At 67.3% G+C, this 21,822-nt stretch carries 20 protein-coding genes; 16 read left to right on the top strand and 4 right to left on the bottom strand.

Translation table 11 applies throughout. The features are described from left to right. Window positions 1–438 precede the first annotated feature (438 nt). Complete coding sequence (gene paaX, locus PSEWESI4_RS16255) at window positions 439–1,362, bottom strand: phenylacetic acid degradation operon negative regulatory protein PaaX (RefSeq protein ID WP_187672258.1); 924 nt, start codon at window positions 1,360–1,362, stop codon at window positions 439–441. Window positions 1,363–1,427: 65 nt separating this feature from the next. After that, on the bottom strand, window positions 1,428–2,024 hold the full coding sequence (gene paaY / locus PSEWESI4_RS16250; RefSeq protein ID WP_187672257.1) for a phenylacetic acid degradation protein PaaY: 597 nt from the start codon (window positions 2,022–2,024) through the stop codon (window positions 1,428–1,430). A gap of 425 nt (window positions 2,025–2,449) precedes the next feature. On the opposite strand from paaY, the gene paaF reads away from it, so the two are divergent. From paaF to paaZ, 15 genes are all read left to right on the top strand, one after another. Next, complete coding sequence (gene paaF / locus PSEWESI4_RS16245; protein WP_187672256.1) at window positions 2,450–3,223, top strand: 2,3-dehydroadipyl-CoA hydratase PaaF; 774 nt, start codon at window positions 2,450–2,452, stop codon at window positions 3,221–3,223. 44 nt (window positions 3,224–3,267) lie between these two features. Further along, a complete protein-coding gene (paaG, locus tag PSEWESI4_RS16240) occupies window positions 3,268–4,059 on the top strand; it encodes a 2-(1,2-epoxy-1,2-dihydrophenyl)acetyl-CoA isomerase PaaG (RefSeq protein WP_187672255.1) in 792 nt (263 codons plus the stop codon). A 1-nt stretch (window position 4,060) separates the two neighbouring features. Further along, complete coding sequence (gene paaH, locus PSEWESI4_RS16235; protein ID WP_187672254.1) at window positions 4,061–5,584, top strand: 3-hydroxyacyl-CoA dehydrogenase PaaH; 1,524 nt, start codon at window positions 4,061–4,063, stop codon at window positions 5,582–5,584. Beyond that, the gene (gene paaI, locus PSEWESI4_RS16230; RefSeq protein WP_187672253.1) at window positions 5,571–6,020 is read left to right on the top strand and encodes a hydroxyphenylacetyl-CoA thioesterase PaaI; all 450 of its coding nucleotides are present in this window, start codon (window positions 5,571–5,573) and stop codon (window positions 6,018–6,020) included. Before paaH ends, paaI begins: the two co-directional genes overlap by 14 nt. Beyond that, window positions 6,013–7,218: a 3-oxoadipyl-CoA thiolase gene (pcaF, locus tag PSEWESI4_RS16225; RefSeq protein WP_187672252.1), complete on the top strand. Its 1,206-nt coding sequence runs from the start codon at window positions 6,013–6,015 to the stop codon at window positions 7,216–7,218. The genes paaI and pcaF overlap by 8 nt, the downstream gene beginning before the upstream one ends. 92 nt (window positions 7,219–7,310) lie before the next feature. Further along, window positions 7,311–8,624: a phenylacetate--CoA ligase PaaK gene (paaK, locus tag PSEWESI4_RS16220; RefSeq protein ID WP_187672251.1), complete on the top strand. Its 1,314-nt coding sequence runs from the start codon at window positions 7,311–7,313 to the stop codon at window positions 8,622–8,624. A gap of 881 nt (window positions 8,625–9,505) precedes the next feature. Further along, on the top strand, window positions 9,506–10,498 hold the full coding sequence (gene paaA, locus PSEWESI4_RS16215) for a 1,2-phenylacetyl-CoA epoxidase subunit PaaA (protein WP_187672250.1): 993 nt from the start codon (window positions 9,506–9,508) through the stop codon (window positions 10,496–10,498). Window positions 10,499–10,521: 23 nt separating this feature from the next. Then, complete coding sequence (gene paaB, locus PSEWESI4_RS16210; RefSeq protein WP_187672249.1) at window positions 10,522–10,803, top strand: 1,2-phenylacetyl-CoA epoxidase subunit PaaB; 282 nt, start codon at window positions 10,522–10,524, stop codon at window positions 10,801–10,803. A 10-nt stretch (window positions 10,804–10,813) separates the two neighbouring features. Continuing rightward, entirely contained in the window at window positions 10,814–11,575 is a 762-nt protein-coding gene (gene paaC / locus PSEWESI4_RS16205; RefSeq protein WP_187672248.1) for a 1,2-phenylacetyl-CoA epoxidase subunit PaaC, read from the top strand. Next, on the top strand, window positions 11,562–12,095 hold the full coding sequence (gene paaD / locus PSEWESI4_RS16200) for a 1,2-phenylacetyl-CoA epoxidase subunit PaaD (protein ID WP_187672247.1): 534 nt from the start codon (window positions 11,562–11,564) through the stop codon (window positions 12,093–12,095). The genes paaC and paaD overlap by 14 nt, the downstream gene beginning before the upstream one ends. Window positions 12,096–12,263: 168 nt before the next feature. Further along, a complete protein-coding gene (paaE, locus tag PSEWESI4_RS16195; RefSeq protein WP_187672246.1) occupies window positions 12,264–13,340 on the top strand; it encodes a 1,2-phenylacetyl-CoA epoxidase subunit PaaE in 1,077 nt (358 codons plus the stop codon). Between the two features lie 98 nt (window positions 13,341–13,438). Beyond that, the gene (locus PSEWESI4_RS16190; protein WP_187672245.1) at window positions 13,439–13,747 is read left to right on the top strand and encodes a DUF485 domain-containing protein; all 309 of its coding nucleotides are present in this window, start codon (window positions 13,439–13,441) and stop codon (window positions 13,745–13,747) included. Further along, window positions 13,744–15,390 (top strand): cation acetate symporter, encoded by a 1,647-nt coding sequence (locus tag PSEWESI4_RS16185; RefSeq protein WP_187672244.1) that lies wholly within the window; start codon window positions 13,744–13,746, stop codon window positions 15,388–15,390. Before PSEWESI4_RS16190 ends, PSEWESI4_RS16185 begins: the two co-directional genes overlap by 4 nt. A 21-nt stretch (window positions 15,391–15,411) precedes the next feature. After that, window positions 15,412–16,647 carry an OprD family porin gene (locus PSEWESI4_RS16180; protein ID WP_187672243.1) on the top strand — a complete coding sequence of 412 codons (1,236 nt, stop codon included), beginning with the start codon at window positions 15,412–15,414 and terminating at the stop codon, window positions 16,645–16,647. A 210-nt stretch (window positions 16,648–16,857) separates the two neighbouring features. Next, a complete protein-coding gene (gene paaZ, locus PSEWESI4_RS16175; protein WP_187672242.1) occupies window positions 16,858–18,918 on the top strand; it encodes a phenylacetic acid degradation bifunctional protein PaaZ in 2,061 nt (686 codons plus the stop codon). Between the two features lie 304 nt (window positions 18,919–19,222). On the opposite strand, the gene ycaC is transcribed toward paaZ, so the two are convergent. Further along, window positions 19,223–19,849, bottom strand: a complete 627-nt coding sequence (gene ycaC, locus PSEWESI4_RS16170; RefSeq protein ID WP_187672241.1) for an isochorismate family cysteine hydrolase YcaC — start codon at window positions 19,847–19,849, stop codon at window positions 19,223–19,225. A 54-nt stretch (window positions 19,850–19,903) separates the two neighbouring features. Then, window positions 19,904–20,797, bottom strand: coding sequence for a pirin family protein (locus PSEWESI4_RS16165; protein WP_187672240.1), 894 nt, complete (start codon window positions 20,795–20,797; stop codon window positions 19,904–19,906). A gap of 96 nt (window positions 20,798–20,893) precedes the next feature. On the opposite strand from PSEWESI4_RS16165, the gene PSEWESI4_RS16160 reads away from it, so the two are divergent. Next, window positions 20,894–21,802 carry a LysR family transcriptional regulator gene (locus PSEWESI4_RS16160; RefSeq protein WP_187672259.1) on the top strand — a complete coding sequence of 303 codons (909 nt, stop codon included), beginning with the start codon at window positions 20,894–20,896 and terminating at the stop codon, window positions 21,800–21,802. Window positions 21,803–21,822 lie beyond the last annotated feature (20 nt).

Below are 21,822 nucleotides of genomic sequence, written 5' to 3'. Positions count from 1 at the left end.
CTGGGTGATGTTGCCCTGGGTCTTGCCGTTGATGCTGATGTAGGCGGGAGTAGGCATGACAATCTCCTTTGTCATTCGTGGCCGGAAAGCCGCTCCGGGGCGGCGTCGGCGACAAGGCAGGATGCGTGCCAAGTCCCACTCTTCAGGGTGAAAGTCCATCTGAATCAATTAGTTATATAAGATCACCGCATCGTCTTCGCCGGTCCGAAAGGCGAAAAAGGCCGGTTTTTCGGGGTCGAGCGGGCCATTTTTGGCTTGGTCGCTCGTAAGTCGCTGATTAATAAGGGGAAACGACCGGGCCATTTTTGGCCCGACCGAGCCAAAAATGGCCCGGTGCGGAAAAGGTGGCCAGGCGCCATCGGCATTTTGGCTATGCGTTCGCTGGATATGGCAAGGCGGATGCGGGTATGGCCCCCCCTACTCCAGGCCGGCGATCCGCTACCTGAGCCCACCAAAACGCCGATAGAAACTCTCCCCCACCTCGGGCAGCGGACCGTCGGCGGTTTCCAGGTTGGCATTGAGCCATTCCTCGGCCTTTTCGTAGACCAACCGGTAGATGTTGCGGCACAACTGGCGGGCCGCGCGGCCTTCCCAGTCCCCAGGGAGCAGTTCGTCGGGCAATTGCGGGTCGCGCAGCAGCAACCGGCGGTATTCGTGGATCAGCAGGGTGCGGGCCAGGAAGCAGTCCGCCGGTTGCAGGTTGTCCTGGTCGCGCAGCGCCTGCCAGAGCGGGCGGAACAACTGGATGAACTCGCTGTAGTGCCGCCCCAGTTCGTCGATGTTCCAGCTCTCGCGCACTTGCAGGCGCAGCGCCTTGGAGGCCAGCACGTCCTGGGCGCGGGTCTCGAAGATGATGCTGTCTTCCAGCGCGTCCAGTTCCTGCAGGGTGGCGGATACGTCCGCCTTGTCGCAGCGCGGGCTGGCCAGCACGGTCGGGGCGATGGCGCCGAAGCCCTGCCATTCCAGTTCCTCGCGCACCGCCTTGCGCTTGTCCTGGGGCAGTTGGGAGAGCATCACCAGGCACCAGGCGCCATCCCAGGCCGGCAGGCTGGAGCTGTACACGCGCTTGAAGGCTTTCTCGAAACGCCGCCGGCCGGCGCCGGTGAGGCTGTAGTAGCTGCGCCGGCCGACCTTTTCCGCGCTCAGCCAGCCTTCCTTGGTGAGGCGGAAGATCGAGGTGCGGATCAGTCGTTCGTTGATGCCCATGGGCTCCAGCAACTGGATCAGGCTACCCAGCCAGACGGTGCCGCCGTGGGGTTCGATGGCGTCGCCGTAGAGGGTGATGATCAGCGAGCTGGCGCGGATCGGCGTGCGTTCCTGGAAGCGGGTGATCAGGTGGTTGAGCGGGGCGAGGGACGTCATGGGTGAACCGGGCAACGGAAATGATGCCGAATATACCCGCCGCGCAGTCGCCACCGCGACCCTGTTCATCGCCCCCCGCCTTTTGGCCGGAAACCGCTGTCGGCGAGGCGCGGGCGGTCCGCCTCGACTTCCGCCAGCGGCTCGCAGACGGCCATCTGCTCCAGGCAGCGCTGGGCGAGCAACTGGTATTCGCGGGTGCCGGCCTGCTTCCAGGCCACTTCCTCGTCGCTGAGCAGGCGCTTGACGCTGGCCGGCGCGCCCATCACCAGGGACTGCTCCGGGCAACTGAAGCCGGCCTTGACGAAGGCGGTCGCCGAGACGAAGGAGCGCGCGCCGATCTCGGCGTTGTCCATCACCACCGCGTTCATGCCCACCAGCACGTCCTCGCCGATGCGGCAGCCATGCAGCACCGCGCCGTGGCCGACATGGCCGTTGCGGCCGATCACCGTGTCGCTGTCCGGGAAGCCGTGCATCACGCAGGTGTCCTGGATATTGGCGCCCTCCTCCAGGACGATCCGCCCGAAGTCGCCGCGCAGGCTGGCCAGCGGCCCGACATAGCAGCCGGGGCCGATGATCACGTCGCCGATCAGCACCGCGCTCGGATGCACGTAGGCGCTCGGATGCACCACGGGGGTCAGGCCGGCGAAGCTGTAGCAGGTCATGGCCGGACTCCCGGGGATGGCGAGACGGCGTGGCGGGTGGCAGGCATGGTGGTTCTCCTCAGGCAGAAGCAAAGCAACCCGCAATCACGAGCTGTACCGAAAATCTTGTATCACACCAAAATAATCGGATAAAGCTCGAAACGCCGTATCACATCCACAGCTACCTTGGCGGACCTCAAGAACCCTACGAAACACGCTACAACCCAAGGAAAATACGGCTTATAGCCATTTCCTCGGCCAGGGCAGCCCCGCCTTGACGCATCACTTATAAGACACAAAATATCATTTTTAATATTGTATTTATGTATCATTTAACCCTTATACTGCGACAGGCCCGACGCTCGACCCGTTAGTCGCGCGCCGCCGAACGATTCCAATAAATACAGCCGGCCACGATGCCGTGCGTGCAGCCTGAGGACAGCTACATGCCTCGAACCCTTGCCGTCCAGGCCCCCGCAGCGGGCGTGCGCCTGATCACCCTGCAACGCCCGGAAGCGCTGAACGCGCTGACCACCGAACTGCTCGGCGAGCTGGCCGCCGAACTGGCCCTGGCCGAACAGGACGCCGAGACCCGCGCCGTGGTGCTGACCGGCAGCCGCAAGGCCTTCGCCGCCGGCGCAGACATCAAGGAAATGGCCGAGCGCGATCTGGTCGGCATCCTCGAAGACCCGCGCGTCGCCCACTGGCAGCGCATCGCCTCCTTTCCCAAACCGCTGATCGCCGCGGTCAACGGCTTCTGCCTCGGCGGCGGCTGCGAGCTGGCCATGCACGCCGACATCCTCGTCGCCGACGAGGACGCCTGTTTCGGCCAGCCGGAAATCAACCTCGGCATCATGCCCGGCGCCGGCGGCACCCAGCGCCTGCTGCGCGCGGTGGGCAAGAGCCTGGCCATGCAGATGGTGCTCACCGGCCAGCCCATCGACGCCCGCCATGCCCAGCGCGCCGGCCTGGTCAGCGAAGTGACCCTGCCCGAACTCACCGTCGAACGCGCCCTGGAAATCGCCCGCGCCATCGCCGGGAAGGCGCCGCTGGCCGTGCGCCTGGCCAAGGAAGCGCTGCTCAAGGCCCAGGACACCGACCTGGCCAGCGGCCTGCGTTTCGAGCGCCACGCTTTCACCGTGCTGGCCGGCACCGCCGACCGCGCCGAAGGCATCCGCGCCTTCCAGGAAAAGCGTCGCCCCGAATTCACCGGCCGGTAGACACCGGCCCTGGTTCCCATCGACCCGATAGAGCGGCAAAGCCCATGACCTTCGAGCACATCCTGTTTTCCGTCGAGGCTGGCGTGGCCACCCTCAGCCTCAACCGTCCCGAGCAACTGAACAGCTTCAACGCCGCGATGCACGGCGAAGTGCGCGAGGCGCTCAAGCGGGTACGGCAGAACCCCGAGGTGCGCGTCCTGCTGCTCACCGGCGAAGGCCGTGGCTTCTGCGCGGGCCAGGACCTGGCCGACCGCAACGTCGCGCCGGACGCCGAGGCGCCGGATCTCGGCGAGTCCATCGAGAAGTTCTACAACCCGCTGATCCGCGCCCTGCGCGACCTGCCGCTGCCGGTGATCTGCGCGGTCAATGGCGTGGCCGCTGGCGCCGGGGCGAACATCCCGCTGGCCTGCGACCTGGTGCTGGCCGCACGCTCGGCAAGCTTCATCCAGGCGTTCTGCAAGATCGGCCTGGTCCCCGACTCCGGCGGTACCTGGAGCCTGCCGCGCCTGGTCGGCCTGGCCCGCGCCAAGGCCCTGGCCCTGCTCGGCGAGCGCCTGACGGCGGAACAGGCCGAACAGTGGGGGCTGATCTACCGCGTGGTGGACGACGCCGAGCTGCGCGACGAAGCCCTCAAGCTGGCCCGCCACCTGGCCACCCAGCCGACCTACGGCCTGGCGCTGATCAAGCGCAGCCTGAACGCCAGCCTGAACAACGATTTCGACACGCAGCTCGACCTCGAGCGCGACCTGCAACGCCTGGCCGGACGCAGCGAGGATTACCGCGAGGGCGTCGCCGCCTTCATGGCAAAACGCACGCCGTCGTTCAAGGGGCGCTGACATGCACCCACTCGCAAGCAACGCCATCGTCGCGGTGATCGGCGCCGGCGCCATGGGTGCCGGCATCGCCCAGGTCGCCGCCCGGGCCGGCCACCCGGTCCGGCTCTACGACAACCGTCCGGGCGCCGCCGCCCAGACCATCGAAGGCATCGACCGCCAGCTCGGCAAGCTGGTGGAAAAAGGCAAACTGGGCGCCGAGGCCCGCGCCGATACGGTCGCCCGCCTGCAACCGGCGGACAGCCTCGAAGCGCTGGCCGACGCCGCCCTGGTGATCGAGGCCATCGTCGAGAACCTGGAGGTCAAGCGCGGCCTGCTGCGCCAACTGGAAGAGCGCTGCGCGGCCGACTGCATCCTCGCCAGCAACACCTCGTCGCTGTCGATCACCAGCCTCGCGGCCGGCCTGCGACATCCCGAACGGGTGATCGGCATGCACTTCTTCAACCCGGCGCCGCTGATGGCGCTGGTGGAGATCGTCTCCGGCCTGGCCACGCCGCGCGCGCTGGCCGAGCGCCTGTACGCCACGGCGCAGGCCTGGGGCAAGCAGCCGGTGCACACCAGGTCCACGCCGGGCTTCATCGTCAATCGCGTGGCCCGGCCCTTCTACGCCGAAAGCCTGCGCCTGCGGCAGGAAGGCGCCGCCGACTGCGCCACCCTCGACGCCCTGCTACGCGATGTCGGTGGCTTCCGCATGGGCGCCTTCGAGCTCACCGACCTGATCGGCCACGACGTGAACTACGCGGTGACCCGCTCGGTGTTCGACGCCTACTACGGCGACTTCCGCTTCCAGCCTTCGCTGATCCAGAAGGAACTGGTCGACGCCGGCCGCCTCGGCCGCAAGTCCGGCCACGGTTTCTACGATTACGCCGAAGGCGCCGAGCGTCCACAACCGGTCGAGCTGGCCAGCGACGAGACAGTGGAGAGCTGCGTGGTGGAAGGCGACCTCGGTGTCGCCCACCCGCTGGTGCAACGCCTGAAGGACGCCGGCATCGCCGTTACCGAACGCGATGGCGCCGGCCTGCTGCGCGTCGGCGACGCGGTGCTCGCGCTGTCCGACGGCCGCCTGGCCAGCCAGCGCGCCAGGGAAGACGGCCTGCGCAACCTGGTGCTGATCGACCTCGCCCTCGACTACGCCAAGACCGCGCGCATCGGCATCGCCTGCTCCCGCGACACCACGGACGCGGCCCGCGACCAGGCCGTCGCCCTGCTCCGCCGCGCCGGGCTCGCGGTCAGCCCGCTCGCCGACCTGCCCGGCCTGCCAGTGTTGCGCAGCGTGGCCATGCTCGCCAACGAGGCCGCCGACGCCGTGCTGCACGGCGTGGGCTCGGCCGCCGACATCGACCTGGCCATGCGCGCCGGGGTCAATTACCCACGGGGCCCGCTGGCCTGGGCCGACGCCATCGGCCTGCCGGCGGTGCTGAAGGTGCTGGAGAACCTGCAGGCGAGCTATGGCGAGGAACGTTATCGCCCGTCGCTGCTGCTGCGCCGCCAGGTCGCCGAAGGGAGGAACTTCCATGACCAACACTGAAGCCCGCTCGCTGGCCGCCGCCTGCGCCAGCGAGATGTTCGAACGCGACCAGGCCAGTCGCCGCATGGGCATGCGCCTGCTGGCGGCCGGCCCTGGCAGCGCGCAGGTCGGCATGAGCGTGCGCGAGGACATGATCCAGGGCCACGGCACCTGCCACGGCGGCTACCTGTTCGCCCTCGCCGACTCGGCATTCGCCTTCGCCTGCAACAGCTACAACGAGGCCACCGTGGCCATCGGCTGCAGCATCGACTACGTGGCGCCGGCCCGCCTCGGCGACACCCTCACCGCGCAGGCCATCGAGCAGAGCCGCAGCGGGCGCACCGGCAACTACGACGTGCGCATCGAGAACCAGCACGGGCAACTGATCGCCCTGTTCCACGGCAAGTCCTACAAGGTGCGCGGCACCGTACTCGCGCAGGAGAACCCCGATGAATGAAGCCCTGATCATAGATGCCGTGCGCACGCCCATCGGCCGCTACGCCGGCGCCCTGGCCAGCGTGCGCGCCGACGACCTCGGCGCCATCCCGCTGAAGGCGCTGATCGCCCGTCACCCGCAACTCGACTGGAGCGCCGTGGACGACGTGATCTACGGCTGCGCCAACCAGGCCGGCGAGGACAACCGCAACGTCGCGCGCATGGCCGCGCTGCTCGCCGGCCTGCCGGTCAGCGTGCCCGGCACCACCCTCAACCGCCTGTGCGGCTCCGGCCTGGACGCCGTGGGCAGCGCCGCCCGCGCCCTGCGCTGCGGCGAGGCCGGGCTGATGATCGCCGGCGGCGTGGAGTCCATGTCGCGCGCGCCCTTCGTGATGGGCAAGTCCGAGCAGGCCTTTGGCCGCAGCGCGGAAATCTTCGACACCACCATCGGCTGGCGCTTCGTCAATGCGTTGATGCAGGAGCGCTTCGGCATCGACTCCATGCCGGAGACCGCCGAGAACGTCGCCGCGCAGTTCGCCATCTCCCGCACCGACCAGGACGCCTTCGCCCTGCGCAGCCAGCACAAGGCCGCCGCCGCCATCGCCAATGGTCGACTGGCCAAGGAAATCGTTCCGGTGGAAATTGCCCAGCGCAAGGGCCCGGCGAAGCTCGTCGAGCACGACGAACACCCGCGCGGCGACACCACCCTGGAGCAACTGGCCAAGCTCGGCACGCCGTTCCGCCAGGGCGGCAGCGTCACCGCCGGCAATGCCTCGGGAGTCAACGACGGCGCCTGCGCGCTGCTGCTGGCCAGCTCCGAAGCCGCCCGGCGCCACGGCCTGAAGGCCCGCGCGCGGGTGGTCGGCATGGCCACCGCCGGGGTCGAGCCGCGCATCATGGGCATCGGCCCGGTGCCGGCGACCCGCAAGGTGCTGGAGCTGACCGGCCTGTCGCTGAACGACATGGACGTGATCGAGCTGAACGAAGCCTTCGCCGCCCAGGGCCTGGCCGTCCTGCGCGAACTGGGCCTCGCGGACGACGACGAGCGGGTCAACCCCAACGGCGGCGCCATCGCCCTCGGCCATCCGCTGGGCATGAGCGGCGCGCGGCTGGTCACCACCGCGCTGCACGAACTGGAGGAACGCCAGGGCCGCTACGCGCTGTGCACCATGTGCATCGGCGTCGGCCAGGGCATCGCCCTGATCATCGAAAGGACCTGAACCAACCGGGAACGCCGCGCGCCGCAGGCGTATCCTGAACCCAAGCACTCACGGCCCCCGGGCCGCTGTACAAGAATAATTCGAGTGAAGCCATGAACATGATTGCCAACGCCGCCTTGCTTGACCCCATGGAAACCGCCAGCGTCGACGAACTGCGCCAGCACCAGCTCGACCGCCTGCGCTGGAGCCTGAAGCACGCCTACGACAACGTGCCGCTGTACCGCCAGCGCTTCGACGAAGCCGGCGTGCACCCCGACGACGTGAACGCCCTGGACGACCTGGCGAAGTTCCCCTTCACCGGCAAGAACGACCTGCGCGACAACTACCCCTACGGCATGTTCGCCGTGCCGCAGAGCGAGGTCGTCCGCCTGCACGCCTCCAGCGGCACCACCGGCAAGCCGACGGTGGTCGGCTACACCCAGAACGACATCGACACCTGGGCCAACGTGGTGGCCCGCTCGATCCGCGCCGCCGGCGGTCGCAAGGGCGACAAGGTGCACGTGTCCTACGGCTACGGCCTGTTCACCGGCGGCCTCGGCGCGCACTACGGCGCCGAGCGCCTGGGCTGCACGGTGATCCCCATGTCCGGCGGACAGACCGAGAAGCAGGTGCAACTGATCCGCGACTTCCAGCCGGACATCATCATGGTCACCCCCTCCTACATGCTCAACCTGGCCGACGAGATCGAACGCCAGGGCCTCGACCCGCACAAGCTGGTGCTGCGCCTGGGCATCTTCGGCGCCGAACCGTGGACCGCCGAACTGCGCCGCGCCATCGAGGAACGCATGGGGATCACCGCCCTGGACATCTACGGCCTGTCGGAAATCATGGGCCCCGGCGTGGCCATGGAATGCGCCGAGACCAAGGACGGCCCGACCGTCTGGGAAGACCACTTCTACCCCGAGATCATCGACCCGGCGACCGGCAAGGTGCTGCCTGACGGCGAATACGGCGAGCTGGTGTTCACCTCGCTGTCCAAGGAAGCGCTGCCGATGATCCGCTACCGCACCCGCGACCTGACCCGCCTGCTGCCGGGCACCGCGCGGCCGATGCGGCGCATCGACAAGATCACCGGGCGCAGCGACGACATGCTGATCATCCGCGGGGTCAACGTGTTCCCCACGCAGATCGAGGAGCAGGTGCTGAAGATCCGGCAGCTCTCGGAAAACTACGAGCTCCACCTGTACCGCAACGGCAACCTCGACAGCATCGACGTGCACGTGGAGCTGAAACACGACCAGCAAGGGCTCGACGCCGAACAGCAGAAGCTGATCGGCAACGAACTGGGCAAGCAGATCAAGACCCACATCGGCATCAGCGCGCGGGTGCTGATCCAGCCCTGCCACAGCCTCAAGCGCTCGGAAGGCAAGGCCTGCCACGTGTTCGACAATCGCAACAAGGGCTGACGCCCACTCCCCTCCAGCCCCGCCTCGGCGGGGCTTTTTTCCGTCTGTGGACAGCCACTGATCGCCTGCAGGGTGGAAAACCGCGAAGCGTTTTCCACCTATGTCGTGGCCCGGGCGCAATCTGGGGGAGTCGTCTCTTCCTTACCAACACAAACCTCTCCACTCGCACCTGACTCCGCCCCTCACCCCAGCCCTCTCCCGAGGGGAGAGGGGGCTATCAGTGCGGGCTGGTGGGGATGTGGTTCTGATGACGCTTGGAGGTGCTGGAGGTTCGGTTTCCCGGATTGCATCCGGGCCACGAGCTACAGGCATGCACGGGCGCCCCCCTCTCCCATTCATGGGAGAGGGAGCTGTCAGTACGGGCTGGTGGGGATGTGGTTCGGATGACGCTTGGAGGTGCTGGAGGTTCGGTTTCCCGGATTGCATCCGGGCTACGAGCTACAGGCATGCACGGGCGCCCCCCTCTCCCATTCATGGGAGAGGGCTAGGGAGAGGGCCGGACGGTCCGGCCTGCACAGCGCCCAACCTCCACCCAACAAACCAGGAACACCAATAAAAATACAAATCAGATTTTTAGTATCACTTTAGAACCAATCCCTGGACGAATCCCGCTCCGCCGCCCGGCGCATTCGCCGAGACCTCCACCCCCTTCGCCATACCCCACCAGCAGGCTCACCATCACTTCACCAAGCCTCACAACCCTCAAACCACGCCACTTCCCACCCTTCAATACCCATCTCGCAGGTCCCTCCCCCGCAAAGCGATACAAAAATCATAAATGACACACTATTTATTGTTTGATATTTGTTTTTGTATCGCTTAAAAATAGCGCCATGGGCCGCAGAGCCCGTCATCGAACAATGCAAAAGCTGGAGAACGGCATGTACGCACAACTGGTTGAGACCGGCGTCAAGCGCGTGAAGTCGCTGGAGGAGATGTCCTTCGATGAGCGCGCCTTCCAGGAGAAGATCGACGCGGAGATCAAGATCGAGGCGAAGAACTGGATGCCGGACGCCTACCGGCAGACCCTGATCCGGCAGATCTCCCAGCACGCCCACTCGGAAATCGTCGGCATGCTGCCGGAAGGCAACTGGGTGACCCGTGCGCCGACCCTCAAGCGCAAGCTGCAACTGATGGCGAAGATCCAGGACGAGGCCGGCCACGGCCTGTACCTGTACAGCGCCATGGAAACCCTGGGCGCCGACCGCGACGAAGAGATCGCCAAGCTGCACAGCGGCCGCGCCAAGTATTCGAGCATCTTCAACTACCCGACCCTGAACTGGGCCGACATGGGCGCGGTGGGCTGGCTGGTGGATGGCGCCGCCATCGTCAACCAGGTGGTGCTGCAGCGCACCTCCTACGGCCCCTACTCGCGCGCGATGATCCGCATCTGCAAGGAAGAGAGCTTCCACCAGCGCCAGGGCTACGAAATCCTCCTGACCATGATGCGCCACGGCACCCAGGCCCAGAAGGACATGGTCCAGGACGCCATCGACCGCCTCTGGTGGCCGGCGCTGATGATGTTCGGCCCGAGCGACGCCGATTCGCCGAACAGCGCCCAGTCCATGGCCTGGAAGATCAAGCGGCAGAGCAACGACGAGCTGCGCCAGCGCTTCGTCGACCAGACCGTGCCGCAACTGGAACTGCTCGGCTGTACCGCCCCGGACCCGGAGCTGAAGTGGAACGAGGAGCGCGGCCACTACGACTTCGGTGCAATCGACTGGAGCGAGTTCTACGAAGTGCTCAAGGGCAACGGCCCGTGCAACCACGAGCGCATCGCCCAGCGCCGCAAGGCCATCGAAGACGGCGCCTGGGTCCGCGAAGCCGCGGTCGCCCACGCCCGCAAACAACAACAGAAACGCGACGCCGCCTGATCGCGCCCGAGGAGATAGCCAGCATGTCCGAGTGGACCCTTTTCGAAGTCTTCGTGCGCAGCAAGCACGGCCTCAATCACAAGCATGTCGGCAGCGTGCACGCCGCCGACGCCGCCATGGCCATCGACAACGCCCGCGAGTTGTACACCCGCCGCAACGAGGGCGTGAGCCTCTGGGTGGTGCCATCAAAGCTGATCACCGCCTCCTCTCCGGACGAGAAGGAGCCGCTGTTCGACCCGGCGCAGGACAAGGTCTACCGCCACGCCAGCTTCTACGAGCTGCCGCCCGAAGTCGGCCACATGTGAGATCGCGTGCATGAACCCGCATAACGACAAGATCGAATACCTGCTGCGCCTCGGCGACAGCGCCCTGATCCAGGGCCAGCGCCTGTGCGAATGGTGCGGCGGCGCTCCGGCGCTGGAAGAAGAACTGGCGCTGATGAACGTCGGCCTCGACCTCGTCGGCCAGGCCCGCAACTGGCTGGACTACGCCGCCGAGCTGCTGGACGACGGCCGCGACGCCGACCACCTGGCGTTCCGCCGCGACGAGCGCGCCTACCGCAACCTGCTGCTGGTCGAGCAGCCGAACGGCGACTACGCCGTGACCATGGCCAAGCAGTTCCTCTACGACGCCTGGCACTTCCACGTGCTGCACGGCCTGAGCGCGTCCGGCGACGAGCGCGTGGCCGGTATCGCCGCCAAGGCGCTGAAGGAAGTCACCTATCACCTGCGCCGCTCCGGCGAGTGGGTCGAGCGCCTGGGCGACGGCACCGAGGAAAGCCACCAGCGCATGCTGGCGGCGATCCGCGAGGTCTGGCGCTTCACCGTCGAACTGGCGGGCGGCGACGAAGTGGAGCAGCGCCTGCACGCCGCCGGCATCGCCCCGGACCCGGCGGAGATCGCCGTTGCCTGGCAGGCCAAGGTCGCCGACGTGTTCGCCCGCGCCACCCTGCCGCTGCCCGAGCCGGCCAGCCATTTCTACCTGAGCGGCAGGCGCGGCCTGCACACCGAGCACCTCGGCCTGCTGCTGGCCGAGATGCAGTTCCTCCAGCGGGCCTATCCCGATGCGACCTGGTGAGCTGATCGCCAGCGACCGTGGCGCGCGTGCCGCCCGGCCGGACGACCTGGCCCAGGCCTGGGCGGTGCTGGAGCAGGTGATGGACCCGGAAGTGCCGGTGGTCAGCGTGGTCGACCTCGGCATCGTCCGCGGCCTCGACTGGGAAGATGGCCACCTGCGCGTGGTGGTCACCCCGACCTACTCCGGCTGCCCGGCCACCGAGGTGATCGAGCACGACATCGAGGTTGCCCTGGCAGGCGCCGGCTTCGCCGCGCCGCAACTGGAGCGCCGCCTGAGCCCAGCCTGGACCACCGACTGGATCAGCGAGGCCGGCCGCCAGCGCCTGCGCGCCTACGGCATCGCCCCGCCGGCCGGCAGCACCAGCAAGCGCAGCCTGCTCGGCGAACGTGACGAGGTGTGTTGTCCGCAATGCGGCAGCGCGCGCACCGAACGCCTCAGCGAGTTCGGCTCCACGGCCTGCAAGGCGCTGTATCGCTGCATCGAGTGCCGCGAGCCTTTCGACTATTTCAAGTGCATCTAGGAGGACGAAGACAAACTACCGCGCTCGGCCATGCGTCGTTGGAAGCGGCCGCGGAATGCTCATTTACCACTCGTAAACTGCGCTTCCTCGGCCCCTTCCGCCTAGCCTGACCTTCGCTCGCTACGTTTGCATTCGCCCTCCGCGCGGCAAAGCCGCCGGAGAAGAACAATGAGCAAATTCCACAGCCTGACGATCCGCGAAGTGCGCCCGGAAACCCGCGACGCCGTGTCCATCGCCTTCGACATCCCCCAAGACCTGCGGGACAGCTTCCGCTTCACCCAGGGCCAGCACCTGGTGATGCGCACCCAACTGGACGGCGAGGAAGTGCGCCGCTCCTACTCCATCTGCACCGGCGTCAACGACGGCGAGTTGCGCGTGGCGATCAAGCGGGTGCCCGGCGGGCGCTTCTCCGCCTACGCCAACGAGAGCCTCAAGGCCGGCCAGAGCCTGGAAGTGATGCCGCCGTCCGGGCATTTCTTCGTCGAGCTCGACCCGTCGCGCCACGGCCGCTACCTGGCGGTCGCCGCCGGCAGCGGCATCACGCCGATCCTGTCGATCATCAAGACCACCCTGGAGGCCGAGCCGCACAGCGTCTTCACCCTGATCTACGGCAACCGCTCCAGCGCCTCGGCGCTGTTCCGCGAGCAGCTCGAAGACTTGAAGAACCGCTACCTGCAACGCCTCAACCTGATCTTCGTGTTCAGCCGCGAGCAGCAGGACGTGGACCTCTACAACGGCCGCATCGACGCCGACAAATGCGCCCGGTTGTTCAGCCGCTGGATCGAGGTGAAGGCCCTCGACGCCGCCTTCGTCTGCGGCCCGCAGGCGATGACCGAGACGGTGCGCGACCAGCTCAAGGCCAACGGCATGCCGGCCGAGCGCATCCACTTCGAACTGTTCGCCGCCGCCGGCAGCGCCCAGAAGCGCGAGGCTCGCGAAGCCGCCGCCGCGCAGGACAGCTCGGTGAGCCAGATCACCGTGATCAGCGACGGCCGCGAGCTGTCCTTTCCGCTTGCGCGCAACAGCGTCAGCGTCCTCGACGCCGGCAACGCCCAGGGCGCCGAGCTGCCCTACTCGTGCAAGGCCGGCGTGTGCTCGACCTGCAAGTGCAAGGTGGTCGAGGGCGAAGTGGAAATGGACAGCAACTTCGCCCTGGAGGACTACGAAGTCGCCGCCGGCTACGTGCTGTCCTGCCAGACCTTCCCGATCAGCGACAAGGTGGTGCTCGACTTCGACCAGCTCTGACGCACCCACACCCCCTGTAGGAGCCAGTGCAACACCCCGGCCCTGCCGTACCCCTGAAAACACCGTCTCGACAATCACAAAAAGAGAGCGTGCAAACCATGACCCCGCAAGACCTCGACCGTATCCGGCAACACCCGGACTTCATCCAGTTGGTCAGCCGCAAGCAGCGCCTGACCTGGTCGCTGACCCTGGCCATGCTGGCGATCTACTACGGCTTCGTGCTGGTGATGGCCTTCGCCCCCGGCGTGCTCGGCCAGCCCCTCAACGGCGGCGCCACCAGCGTCGGCATCCCGGTGGCCATGGGCGTGATCCTGCTGTCCTTCGTCCTCACCGCCTTCTACGTGCGGCAGACCAACCAGGTGCTCGACCCGCTCGCCGAGAAACTGCAACAGGAGTGCATCCAATGAAGGCGCCTCATCTCCTGTTGCTGTCCGGCGGCCTGCTGCTGGCCGAGTCCGCCCTGGCCGCCGAGGCCGGCGCGCGACCGCTGAACTGGCACGCCATCGGCATGTTCCTGGTGTTCGTCATGTTCACCCTCGGCATCACCCGCTGGGCCGCCCTGCGTACCCGCTCGGCCAGTGACTTCTATACCGCCGGCGGCGGCATCAGCGGCTTGCAGAACGGTCTGGCGATCGCCGGCGACATGATCAGCGCGGCGTCCTTCCTCGGCATCTCGGCGATGATCTTCATGGCCGGCTACGACGGCCTGCTCTACTCCTTGGGCGTGGTCGCGGCCTGGCCGATCATCCTGTTCCTGATCGCCGAGCGCCTGCGCAACCTCGGCAAGTACACCTTCGCCGACGTGGTCTCCTACCGCCTGGAGCAGACGCCGATCCGCATCACCGCGGCCTTCGGCACCCTGATCGTGGCGCTGATGTACCTGATGGCGCAGATGGTCGGCGCCGGCAAGCTGATCGAGCTGCTGTTCGGCATCAGCTACCTGCAGGCGGTGCTGCTGGTGGGCGTGCTGATGATCTGCTACGTCACCTTCGGCGGCATGCTGGCCACCACCTGGGTGCAGATCATCAAGGCGGTGCTGCTGCTTTCCGGCACCACCTTCATGGCCTTCATGGTGCTCAAGCACTTCGATTTCAGCACCGAGGCGATGTTCGCCGGCGCCGCCGCCGTGCATGCCAAGGGCGTGGCGATCATGGCCCCGGGCGGGCTGCTGGCCAACCCCATCGACGCCATCTCCCTGGCGGTCGGCATGATGTTCGGCACCGCCGGCCTGCCGCACATCCTGATGCGCTTCTTCACCGTCAAGGACGCCAGGGAAGCGCGCAAGAGCGTGCTCTACGCCAGTGGCTTCATCGGCTACTTCTACCTGCTGCTGATCGCGGTGGGCTTCGGCGCCATCGTCATCGTCGGCACCAACGCCGACTTCCGCGACGCCAGCGGCGCCATCATCGGCGGCGGCAACATGGTCGCGGTGCACCTGGCCCAGGCGGTGGGCGGCAGCCTGTTCCTCGGCTTCATCTCGGCGGTGGCCTTCGCCACCATTCTCGCCGTGGTCGCCGGCCTGGCGCTGTCCGGCGCCTCGGCGGTGGCCCACGACCTGTACGCCTGCGTGATCCGCAAGGGCCAGGCCAGCGAGCGCGAGGAAATGCGCATGTCGCGCCTTGCCACCCTGGTGATCGGCGTGCTGGCGGTGATCCTCGGCCTGCTGTTCGAGTCGCAGAACATCGCCTTCCTGTCCGGCCTAGTGCTGGCCATCGCCGCCTCGGTCAACTTCCCGGTGCTGTTCCTTTCCATGTTCTGGAAGGGCTTGACCACCCGTGGCGCGGTGGCCGGCAGCTCCATCGGCCTGCTCTCGGCGGTGATCCTGCTGGTGCTGAGCCCGGTGGTCTGGGTCAGCCTGCTGGGCTACGACAGCGCGCTGTTCCCCTACTCCAACCCGGCGCTGTTCTCCATGACCCTGGCCTTCCTCGGCGCCTGGGCGTTCTCGGTGACCGACCGCTCGGCCCGCGCGGAAACCGAGCGCGGCCGCTACCTGGCCCAGTTCATCCGCTCCATGACCGGCATCGGCGCCTCCGCCGCCAGCCGCCACTGACCCGAAGGAATTACAAGAACAATGAATCGGACCCGCATACCCGCGCCGCTGCTGGCGGCGCTTGGCCTCGGCATGGCCTCGCCCGCCATGGCCGGCTTCGTCGAAGACAGCAAGGCCAGCCTGGAGCTACGCAACCACTACCTCAACCGCGACTTCCGCCAGAGCGGCGCGCCGCAGGCCAAGGCCGAGGAATGGGCCCAGGGCTTCACCGCGCGCTTCGAGTCGGGCTTCACCGAAGGCGATATCGGCGTCGGCCTGGACGCCATCGGCGAACTGGGCATCAAGCTGGACTCCAGCCGTGACCGCCGTGGCACCGGCCTGCTGCCCTTCGGCCCGGCCAGCGGCGAACCGCTGGACGAGTTCAGCGAACTTGGCCTGGCCGCCAAGCTGCGCGCCTCGAAAAGCGTGCTGCGCCTGGGCACCTTGCAGCCCGTGCTGCCGGTGGTCATCTACAACGACACCCGGCTGCTGTCCGCCACCTTCCAGGGCGGCATGCTGACCTCCCAGGAGATCGACGGCCTGACCCTCAACGGCGGCCGCCTGACCCGCGCCAACCTGCGCGATTCCTCCGGCCGCGACGACATCGGCTACGGCGCCGCCAGCAGCGATGCCTTCGACTTCGCCGGCGGCAGCTACGCGATCGGCCCACAACTTGCCGTCAGCTACTACTACGGCAAGCTGGAAGACATCTACCGGCAGCACTTCGTCGGCCTGGTGCACACCCAGCCGCTGGGCGGTGGCTTCAACCTGCGCAGCGACCTGCGCTACTTCGACAGCCGCGAGGACGGCCAGGAGCGCGCGGGGGAAATCGACAACCGCAACTTCAACGGCATGCTCAGCCTCAGCCACGGCGGCCACCGGGTCAGCGCGGCCTGGCAGCGCATGTCCGGCGACAGCGCCTTCCCCTTCCTCAATGGCGGCGATCCCTACTCGGTGAACCTGGTGACCTTCAACACCTTCACCCGCGCCGAGGAAGACGCTTGGCAACTGCGCTACGACTACGACTTCGCCGCCCTCGGCATTCCCGGCCTGACCCTCATGACCCGCTACGTCGACGGCCGCAACGCCAGGACCGCGACCGGCGACCACGGCGAGGAATGGGAACGCGACACCGACATCGCCTACGTGGTGCAGAGCGGCCCGCTCAAGGGCGTGAACCTGCGCTGGCGCAACGTCACCTTCCGTTCCGGCAACGGGCTGACCACCGACCTCGACGAGAACCGCCTGATCCTCGGCTACACCCTGGCCCTCTGGTAAGAACCTGTTCAACGTCTCGCGAGCTAGAGCCATGCAAGGCAAAAACAGGCGAGGAGGCGGAGTTTACGCGCTGTAAATGAGCATTCCGAGCCTGTTTTTAACGCAGCAGGGCCGACGCGCAGCAGACGTTGAGCAGGTTCTAAGGCCCCGGCAAACCCAGGCCGGCACCCAACCTCGGTGCCGGCCGCAACCTCTTCTGGAGAACACCCGATGAGCCATGTCCCCACCCTGCAGAGTTTCATCGCCGGCCGCTGGATCGGCCAGCACGGCGCCCAGGCGCTGAACAGCGCCATCGATGGCCATCTGCTCGCCCGTACCCACGAGGAACGCCCGGACTTCGCCGAAGCGCTCGAACACGCCCGCCGGCAGGGCATCGCCGAACTGATGGCGATGGACTTCCAGCAGCGCGCCGCGCGCCTCAAGGCCCTCGGCAAGTACCTCAGCGAGCGCAAGGAACAGCTCTACGCCATCTCCCACCACAGCGGCGCCACCCGCGCCGATAGCTGGATCGACATCGAAGGCGGCGCCGGCACCCTGTTCGCCTACGCCAGCCTCGGCGCCCGCGAGCTGCCGTCCGGCAACGTCGTCCACGAAGGCCCGGCCATCCCGCTGGGCAAGACCAACAAGTTCGCCGGCAGCCACATCCTGGTGCCGCGCGGCGGCGTCGCCGTGCACATCAACGCCTTCAACTTCCCGATCTGGGGCATGCTCGAGAAGTTCGCGCCGAGCTTCCTCGCCGGCATGCCGTGCATCGTCAAACCGGCCACCGCCACCAGCTACATCACCGAAGCGGCGGTGCGCCTGATGCACGAGTCCGGCCTGCTGCCGGCCGGCAGCCTGCAACTGATCATCGGCGGCACCGGTGACCTGCTCGACCGCCTGCAAGGCCAGGACGTGGTGACCTTCACCGGCTCCGCCGACACCGCCGCCAAGCTGCGCGTCAACGTCAACCTGGTGCGCCACTCGGTCCCCTTCAACGCCGAGGCCGACTCGCTGAACTGCGCCATCCTCGCCCCGGACGTGACCCCGGACGACGAGGAATTCGACCTGTTCGTCAAGGAAGTCGCCCGCGAGATGACCGTCAAGGCCGGGCAGAAATGCACCGCGATCCGCCGCGCCATCGTCCCCGCCCGACACATCGACGCGGTGGCCGAGCGCCTGCGCGCGCGACTGGCCAAGGTGGTGGTCGGCGATCCCTCGGTGGAAGGCGTGCGGATGGGCGCCCTGGCCTCCCACGCCCAGCAGGCCGACGTCGCCGCGCGGGTGGAAGCCCTGCTGGCCGGCAGCGACCTGCTGCTCGGCGCCCGCGACGGCTTCGCGCCGCTCGGCGAGGGCGTGGCCGAAGGCGCGTTCTTCGCGCCGACCCTGCTGCGCGCCCGCGATCCACATGCCGAAGGCGGCGCCCACGACATCGAGGCGTTCGGCCCGGTCAGCACCCTGATGGCCTACGACGATATCGACGAAGCCGTCGCCCTGGCCGCGCGCGGCAAGGGCAGCCTGGTGGCGACCCTGGTCAGCAAAGAGCCGAAGGTGGCCGCCAAGGTGGTGCCGGCGATGGCCGCCCTGCACGGCCGCCTGCACATCCTCGACCGCGTCGCCGCCACCGAGTCAACCGGCCACGGCTCGCCACTGCCGGTGCTCAAGCACGGCGGCCCGGGCCGCGCCGGCGGCGGCGAGGAGCTGGGCGGCCTGCGCGCGGTCAAGCACTACCTGCAACGCAGCGCGGTGCAGGGCTCGCCGAGCATGCTGATGGCGGTCACCGGCGAGTACCTGCGCGGCGCCGAGGTCTACGAGACCGAGGTGCATCCGTTCCGTCGCCATTTCGACGAGCTGAAGATCGGCGAATCGCTGCTCACCCACCGGCGTACCGTCACCGAGGCGGACTTGGTCAACTTCGGCTGCCTGTCCGGCGACCACTTCTACATGCACTTCGACGAACTGGCCGCCAAGGAATCGCAGTTCGGCAAGCGCATCGCCCACGGTTACTTCGTGCTCTCGGCGGCGGCCGGCCTGTTCGTCTCCCCCGGCGTCGGCCCGGTGCTGGCCAACTACGGCCTGGACACCCTGCGCTTCATCAACCCGGTGGGCATCGGCGACACCATCCAGGCGCGCCTGACCTGCAAGCGCAAGATCGACCAGGGCAAGCAGAGCCCGAAAGGCGAGCCGCAGGGCGTGGTGGCCTGGGACGTGGAAGTCACCAACCAGCTCGGCGAACTGGTGGCCAGCTACGACATCCTCACCCTGGTGCTGAAGCGTCCCCAGGCTGACTGATCCCTATCGGTGCGTGACCTTTGCGACCGGCCTTGGGGCCGGTCTTTTTTTGCACGGGGACACATGGAGCCACATCCATGCTCCGACCCTCACCCTAACCCTCTCCCAGGGGGAGAGGGGACCAGCCGGTGTGTCAGTCAGACCTCGATGCCCGATCCGGACCTCGTAACCCCCTCTCCCTCCGGGAGAGGGCCGGGGTGAGGGGCGGGCTCTCCACCAGCCCCCATGGCCTCACACAAGAACCAACCAAAAGCACACGACCGGGCCGAGGGAATCCCCTCGGCCCGGCCAAGTTGCAGGAAGACTACTTCCCGCTGGTCAGCGTGTTGTAGCTGTTGATCAGGTTGCGGTAGTCCGGGATGTGGTTGGAGAACAGCGTGGCCAGGCCCTCGATGTCGTTGCGCCAGTCGCGGTGCAGCTCGCAGGCGGCGCCGAACCAGGTCATCAGTTGCACACCGGCGGCTTCCATGCGGCGCCAGGCGGAGTCGCGGGTGAGTTCGTTGAAGGTGCCGGACGCATCGGTGATGACGAACACGTCGAAGCCTTCCTCGATCGCCGACAGCGCCGGGAACGCCACGCACACTTCGGTGACCACGCCGGCGATGATCAGTTGCTTCTTGCCGGTGGCCTTCACCGCGGCGACGAAATCAGGGTTGTCCCAGGCATTGATGTTGCCGGGGCGGGCGATGTACGGCGCGTCCGGGAACTGCTCCTTCAGCTCCGGCACCAGCGGGCCGTTGGGGCCGGTCTCGAAGCTGGTGGTGAGGATGGTCGGCAGCTTGAAGTACTGAGCCAGGTCGCCCAGCGCCAGCACGTTGTTCTTGAACTTGTCCGGGTCGATATCGCGCACCAGCGACAGCAGGCCGGTCTGGTGGTCGACCAGCAGGACGGCCGCGTCGTTCTTGTCGAGGCGCTTGTATTGATAAGCCATGGTGGTTCTCCTTGCTTGTGGAGTGCCGGGGCCGGGCCCGGCAGGTTAACCAGACTAGTCGGCGCGTGTTGCAGCGACTTGTCCGGTGGTCAGTTGGCCGAATCGGCCCGTGCGGAAGTCGGTGAACGCCTGGGCAATCTCCGCCTCGCTGTTCATCACGAAGGGGCCGTAGCCGACTATCGGTTCGTCGATCGGCTCACCGCTGAGCAACAGCACCAGTGCCTCGCCATTGGCCTCCAGCAGCAGTTCGTCGCCGGCGCGTTCGAACAGCACCAACTGAGCTTCGCGGACGATCTGCTCGCCGTTGACCTGCACCGTGCCGCGCAGCACCACCAGCGCCGTGTTGCGGCCGGCGACCACCGGCAGGCTCAGCGGCTTGCCGGCGTTCAGGCGGATGTCCCAGACATCCATCGGCGTGAAGGTGCGCGCCGGACCGTGGTGGCCGGCGTACTCACCGGCGATCACCCGCAGGCTGCCGGCGCCATCGTCCAGCGCCACGCGGGGGATGTCGGTATCGAGCAGGGTCTGGTAGCCGGGCGCGGCCAGCTTGTCGCGAGCCGGCAGGTTGACCCACAACTGCACCATCTCCAGGGTTCCGCCGCTGCGGGTGAAGGCCTCCGAGTGGAATTCCTCGTGGAGGATTCCGCCGGCCGCCGTCATCCACTGCACGTCGCCGGGGCCGATGCGCCCGCCGCTGCCGGTGGAGTCGCGGTGCTCCAGCTCGCCCTTGTAGACGATGGTCACCGTCTCGAAACCGCGGTGCGGATGCTCGCCGACGCCACGCGGCGCCGAGGCTGGGACGAAGTCATGCGGGCCGGCGTAGTCGAGCAGCAGGAACGGGCTGATGTGCCGGCCGAGGCCGTCGTAGGAAAACAGGCTGCGTACCGGGAAGCCGTCACCGACCCAATGCGGCCGGGGGCTGCTGTAGATGCCTTGGATCTTTTTCATGGGTTGCCTCCTCTCGTGCATGGAAAACACGATAGGCCTGCAACGCTCACCCCGGTAGATGGGATAAATTGCCCTCAGAGTTCTATCTGGAGAACGCTGATGGAAGACCTGAACGACCTCTACTACTTCGCCCAGGTGGTGGAGCATGGCGGGTTCGCCCCGGCCGGCCGCGCCCTCGACATACCCAAGTCCAAGCTCAGCCGGCGCATCGCCCAGCTCGAGGAGCGCCTTGGCGTGCGCCTGATCCAGCGCTCCACCCGGCACTTCTCGGTGACCGAAATCGGCCAGGCGTACTACCGGCATTGCGTGGCGATGATGGTCGAGGCCGAAGGCGCCGCCGAGGTGATCGAGCGGCACCGCTCCGAGCCGCAGGGCGTGGTGCGCCTGAGCTGCCCGATCTCGCTGCTGCACTTCTGGGTCGGCCCGATGCTGGCGCGCTTCATGGTTCGCTACCCGCTGGTGGAACTGCACCTGGAGAGCACCAACCGCCAGGTCGACCTGATCCAGGAAGGCATCGATATCGCCCTGCGCATACGCTTCCCGCCGCTGGAAGCCAGCGACCTGGTGCTCAAGCCCCTGGCCAACAGCACCCAGTGCCTGGTGGCCAGCCCGCAACTGGTGGCCGACCTGCCAAGGCCACTGCTGCCGGCCGACCTGGCCAACCTGCCGACCCTGCATTGGGGCTCGCTGCAGCGCGAATACGTCTGGCACCTGGACGGCCCGGATGGCGCCGCAGCCGCCGTGCGCCACCACCCGAGACTGATCACCGACGACCTGATGGCCCTGCGCCAGGCGGCGGTGGAAGGCGTCGGCGTGGTACACCTGCCGACCGTGGTGGTCCGCGACGAGTTGCGCGCCGGCCGCCTGCTCGACCTGGTCCCCGACTGGCGTCCGCGCACCGGCCTGGTCCACGCGGCATTCCCGTCGCGTCGCGGCCTGCTGCCGTCGGTGCGCCAGTTGCTGGATTTCCTCGCCGAGGAGTTCGCCAGGAGCGACATGGTCTAGCCACGGGATCGTCGAATTCG

It is taken from the genome of Zestomonas carbonaria, from assembly GCF_904061905.1.
Classification (GTDB): Bacteria; Pseudomonadota; Gammaproteobacteria; order Pseudomonadales; family Pseudomonadaceae; genus Aquipseudomonas; species Aquipseudomonas carbonaria.
Note: the sequence above shows the minus strand (reverse complement) of the source record. Positions and strands in the feature narration are given on the sequence as shown.

Excerpts from the sequence above, each read along its gene's own strand:
- paaD (WP_187672247.1), top strand. The coding sequence starts at position 11,562 with ATGCGACCTGGTGAGCTGATCGCCAGCGACCGTGGCGCGCGTGCCGCC.
- paaY (WP_187672257.1), bottom strand. The coding sequence starts at position 2,024 with ATGACCTGCTACAGCTTCGCCGGCCTGACCCCCGTGGTGCATCCGAGC.
- paaI (WP_187672253.1), top strand. The coding sequence starts at position 5,571 with ATGACCAACACTGAAGCCCGCTCGCTGGCCGCCGCCTGCGCCAGCGAG.
- paaB (WP_187672249.1), top strand. The coding sequence starts at position 10,522 with ATGTCCGAGTGGACCCTTTTCGAAGTCTTCGTGCGCAGCAAGCACGGC.
- paaC (WP_187672248.1), top strand. The coding sequence starts at position 10,814 with ATGAACCCGCATAACGACAAGATCGAATACCTGCTGCGCCTCGGCGAC.
- paaK (WP_187672251.1), top strand. The coding sequence starts at position 7,311 with ATGAACATGATTGCCAACGCCGCCTTGCTTGACCCCATGGAAACCGCC.
- PSEWESI4_RS16185 (WP_187672244.1), top strand. The coding sequence starts at position 13,744 with ATGAAGGCGCCTCATCTCCTGTTGCTGTCCGGCGGCCTGCTGCTGGCC.
- paaX (WP_187672258.1), bottom strand. The coding sequence starts at position 1,362 with ATGACGTCCCTCGCCCCGCTCAACCACCTGATCACCCGCTTCCAGGAA.
- PSEWESI4_RS16180 (WP_187672243.1), top strand. The coding sequence starts at position 15,412 with ATGAATCGGACCCGCATACCCGCGCCGCTGCTGGCGGCGCTTGGCCTC.
- paaZ (WP_187672242.1), top strand. The coding sequence starts at position 16,858 with ATGAGCCATGTCCCCACCCTGCAGAGTTTCATCGCCGGCCGCTGGATC.
- paaF (WP_187672256.1), top strand. The coding sequence starts at position 2,450 with ATGCCTCGAACCCTTGCCGTCCAGGCCCCCGCAGCGGGCGTGCGCCTG.
- paaG (WP_187672255.1), top strand. The coding sequence starts at position 3,268 with ATGACCTTCGAGCACATCCTGTTTTCCGTCGAGGCTGGCGTGGCCACC.
- PSEWESI4_RS16165 (WP_187672240.1), bottom strand. The coding sequence starts at position 20,797 with ATGAAAAAGATCCAAGGCATCTACAGCAGCCCCCGGCCGCATTGGGTC.
- PSEWESI4_RS16190 (WP_187672245.1), top strand. The coding sequence starts at position 13,439 with ATGACCCCGCAAGACCTCGACCGTATCCGGCAACACCCGGACTTCATC.
- paaE (WP_187672246.1), top strand. The coding sequence starts at position 12,264 with ATGAGCAAATTCCACAGCCTGACGATCCGCGAAGTGCGCCCGGAAACC.
- pcaF (WP_187672252.1), top strand. The coding sequence starts at position 6,013 with ATGAATGAAGCCCTGATCATAGATGCCGTGCGCACGCCCATCGGCCGC.
- paaH (WP_187672254.1), top strand. The coding sequence starts at position 4,061 with ATGCACCCACTCGCAAGCAACGCCATCGTCGCGGTGATCGGCGCCGGC.
- ycaC (WP_187672241.1), bottom strand. The coding sequence starts at position 19,849 with ATGGCTTATCAATACAAGCGCCTCGACAAGAACGACGCGGCCGTCCTG.
- paaA (WP_187672250.1), top strand. The coding sequence starts at position 9,506 with ATGTACGCACAACTGGTTGAGACCGGCGTCAAGCGCGTGAAGTCGCTG.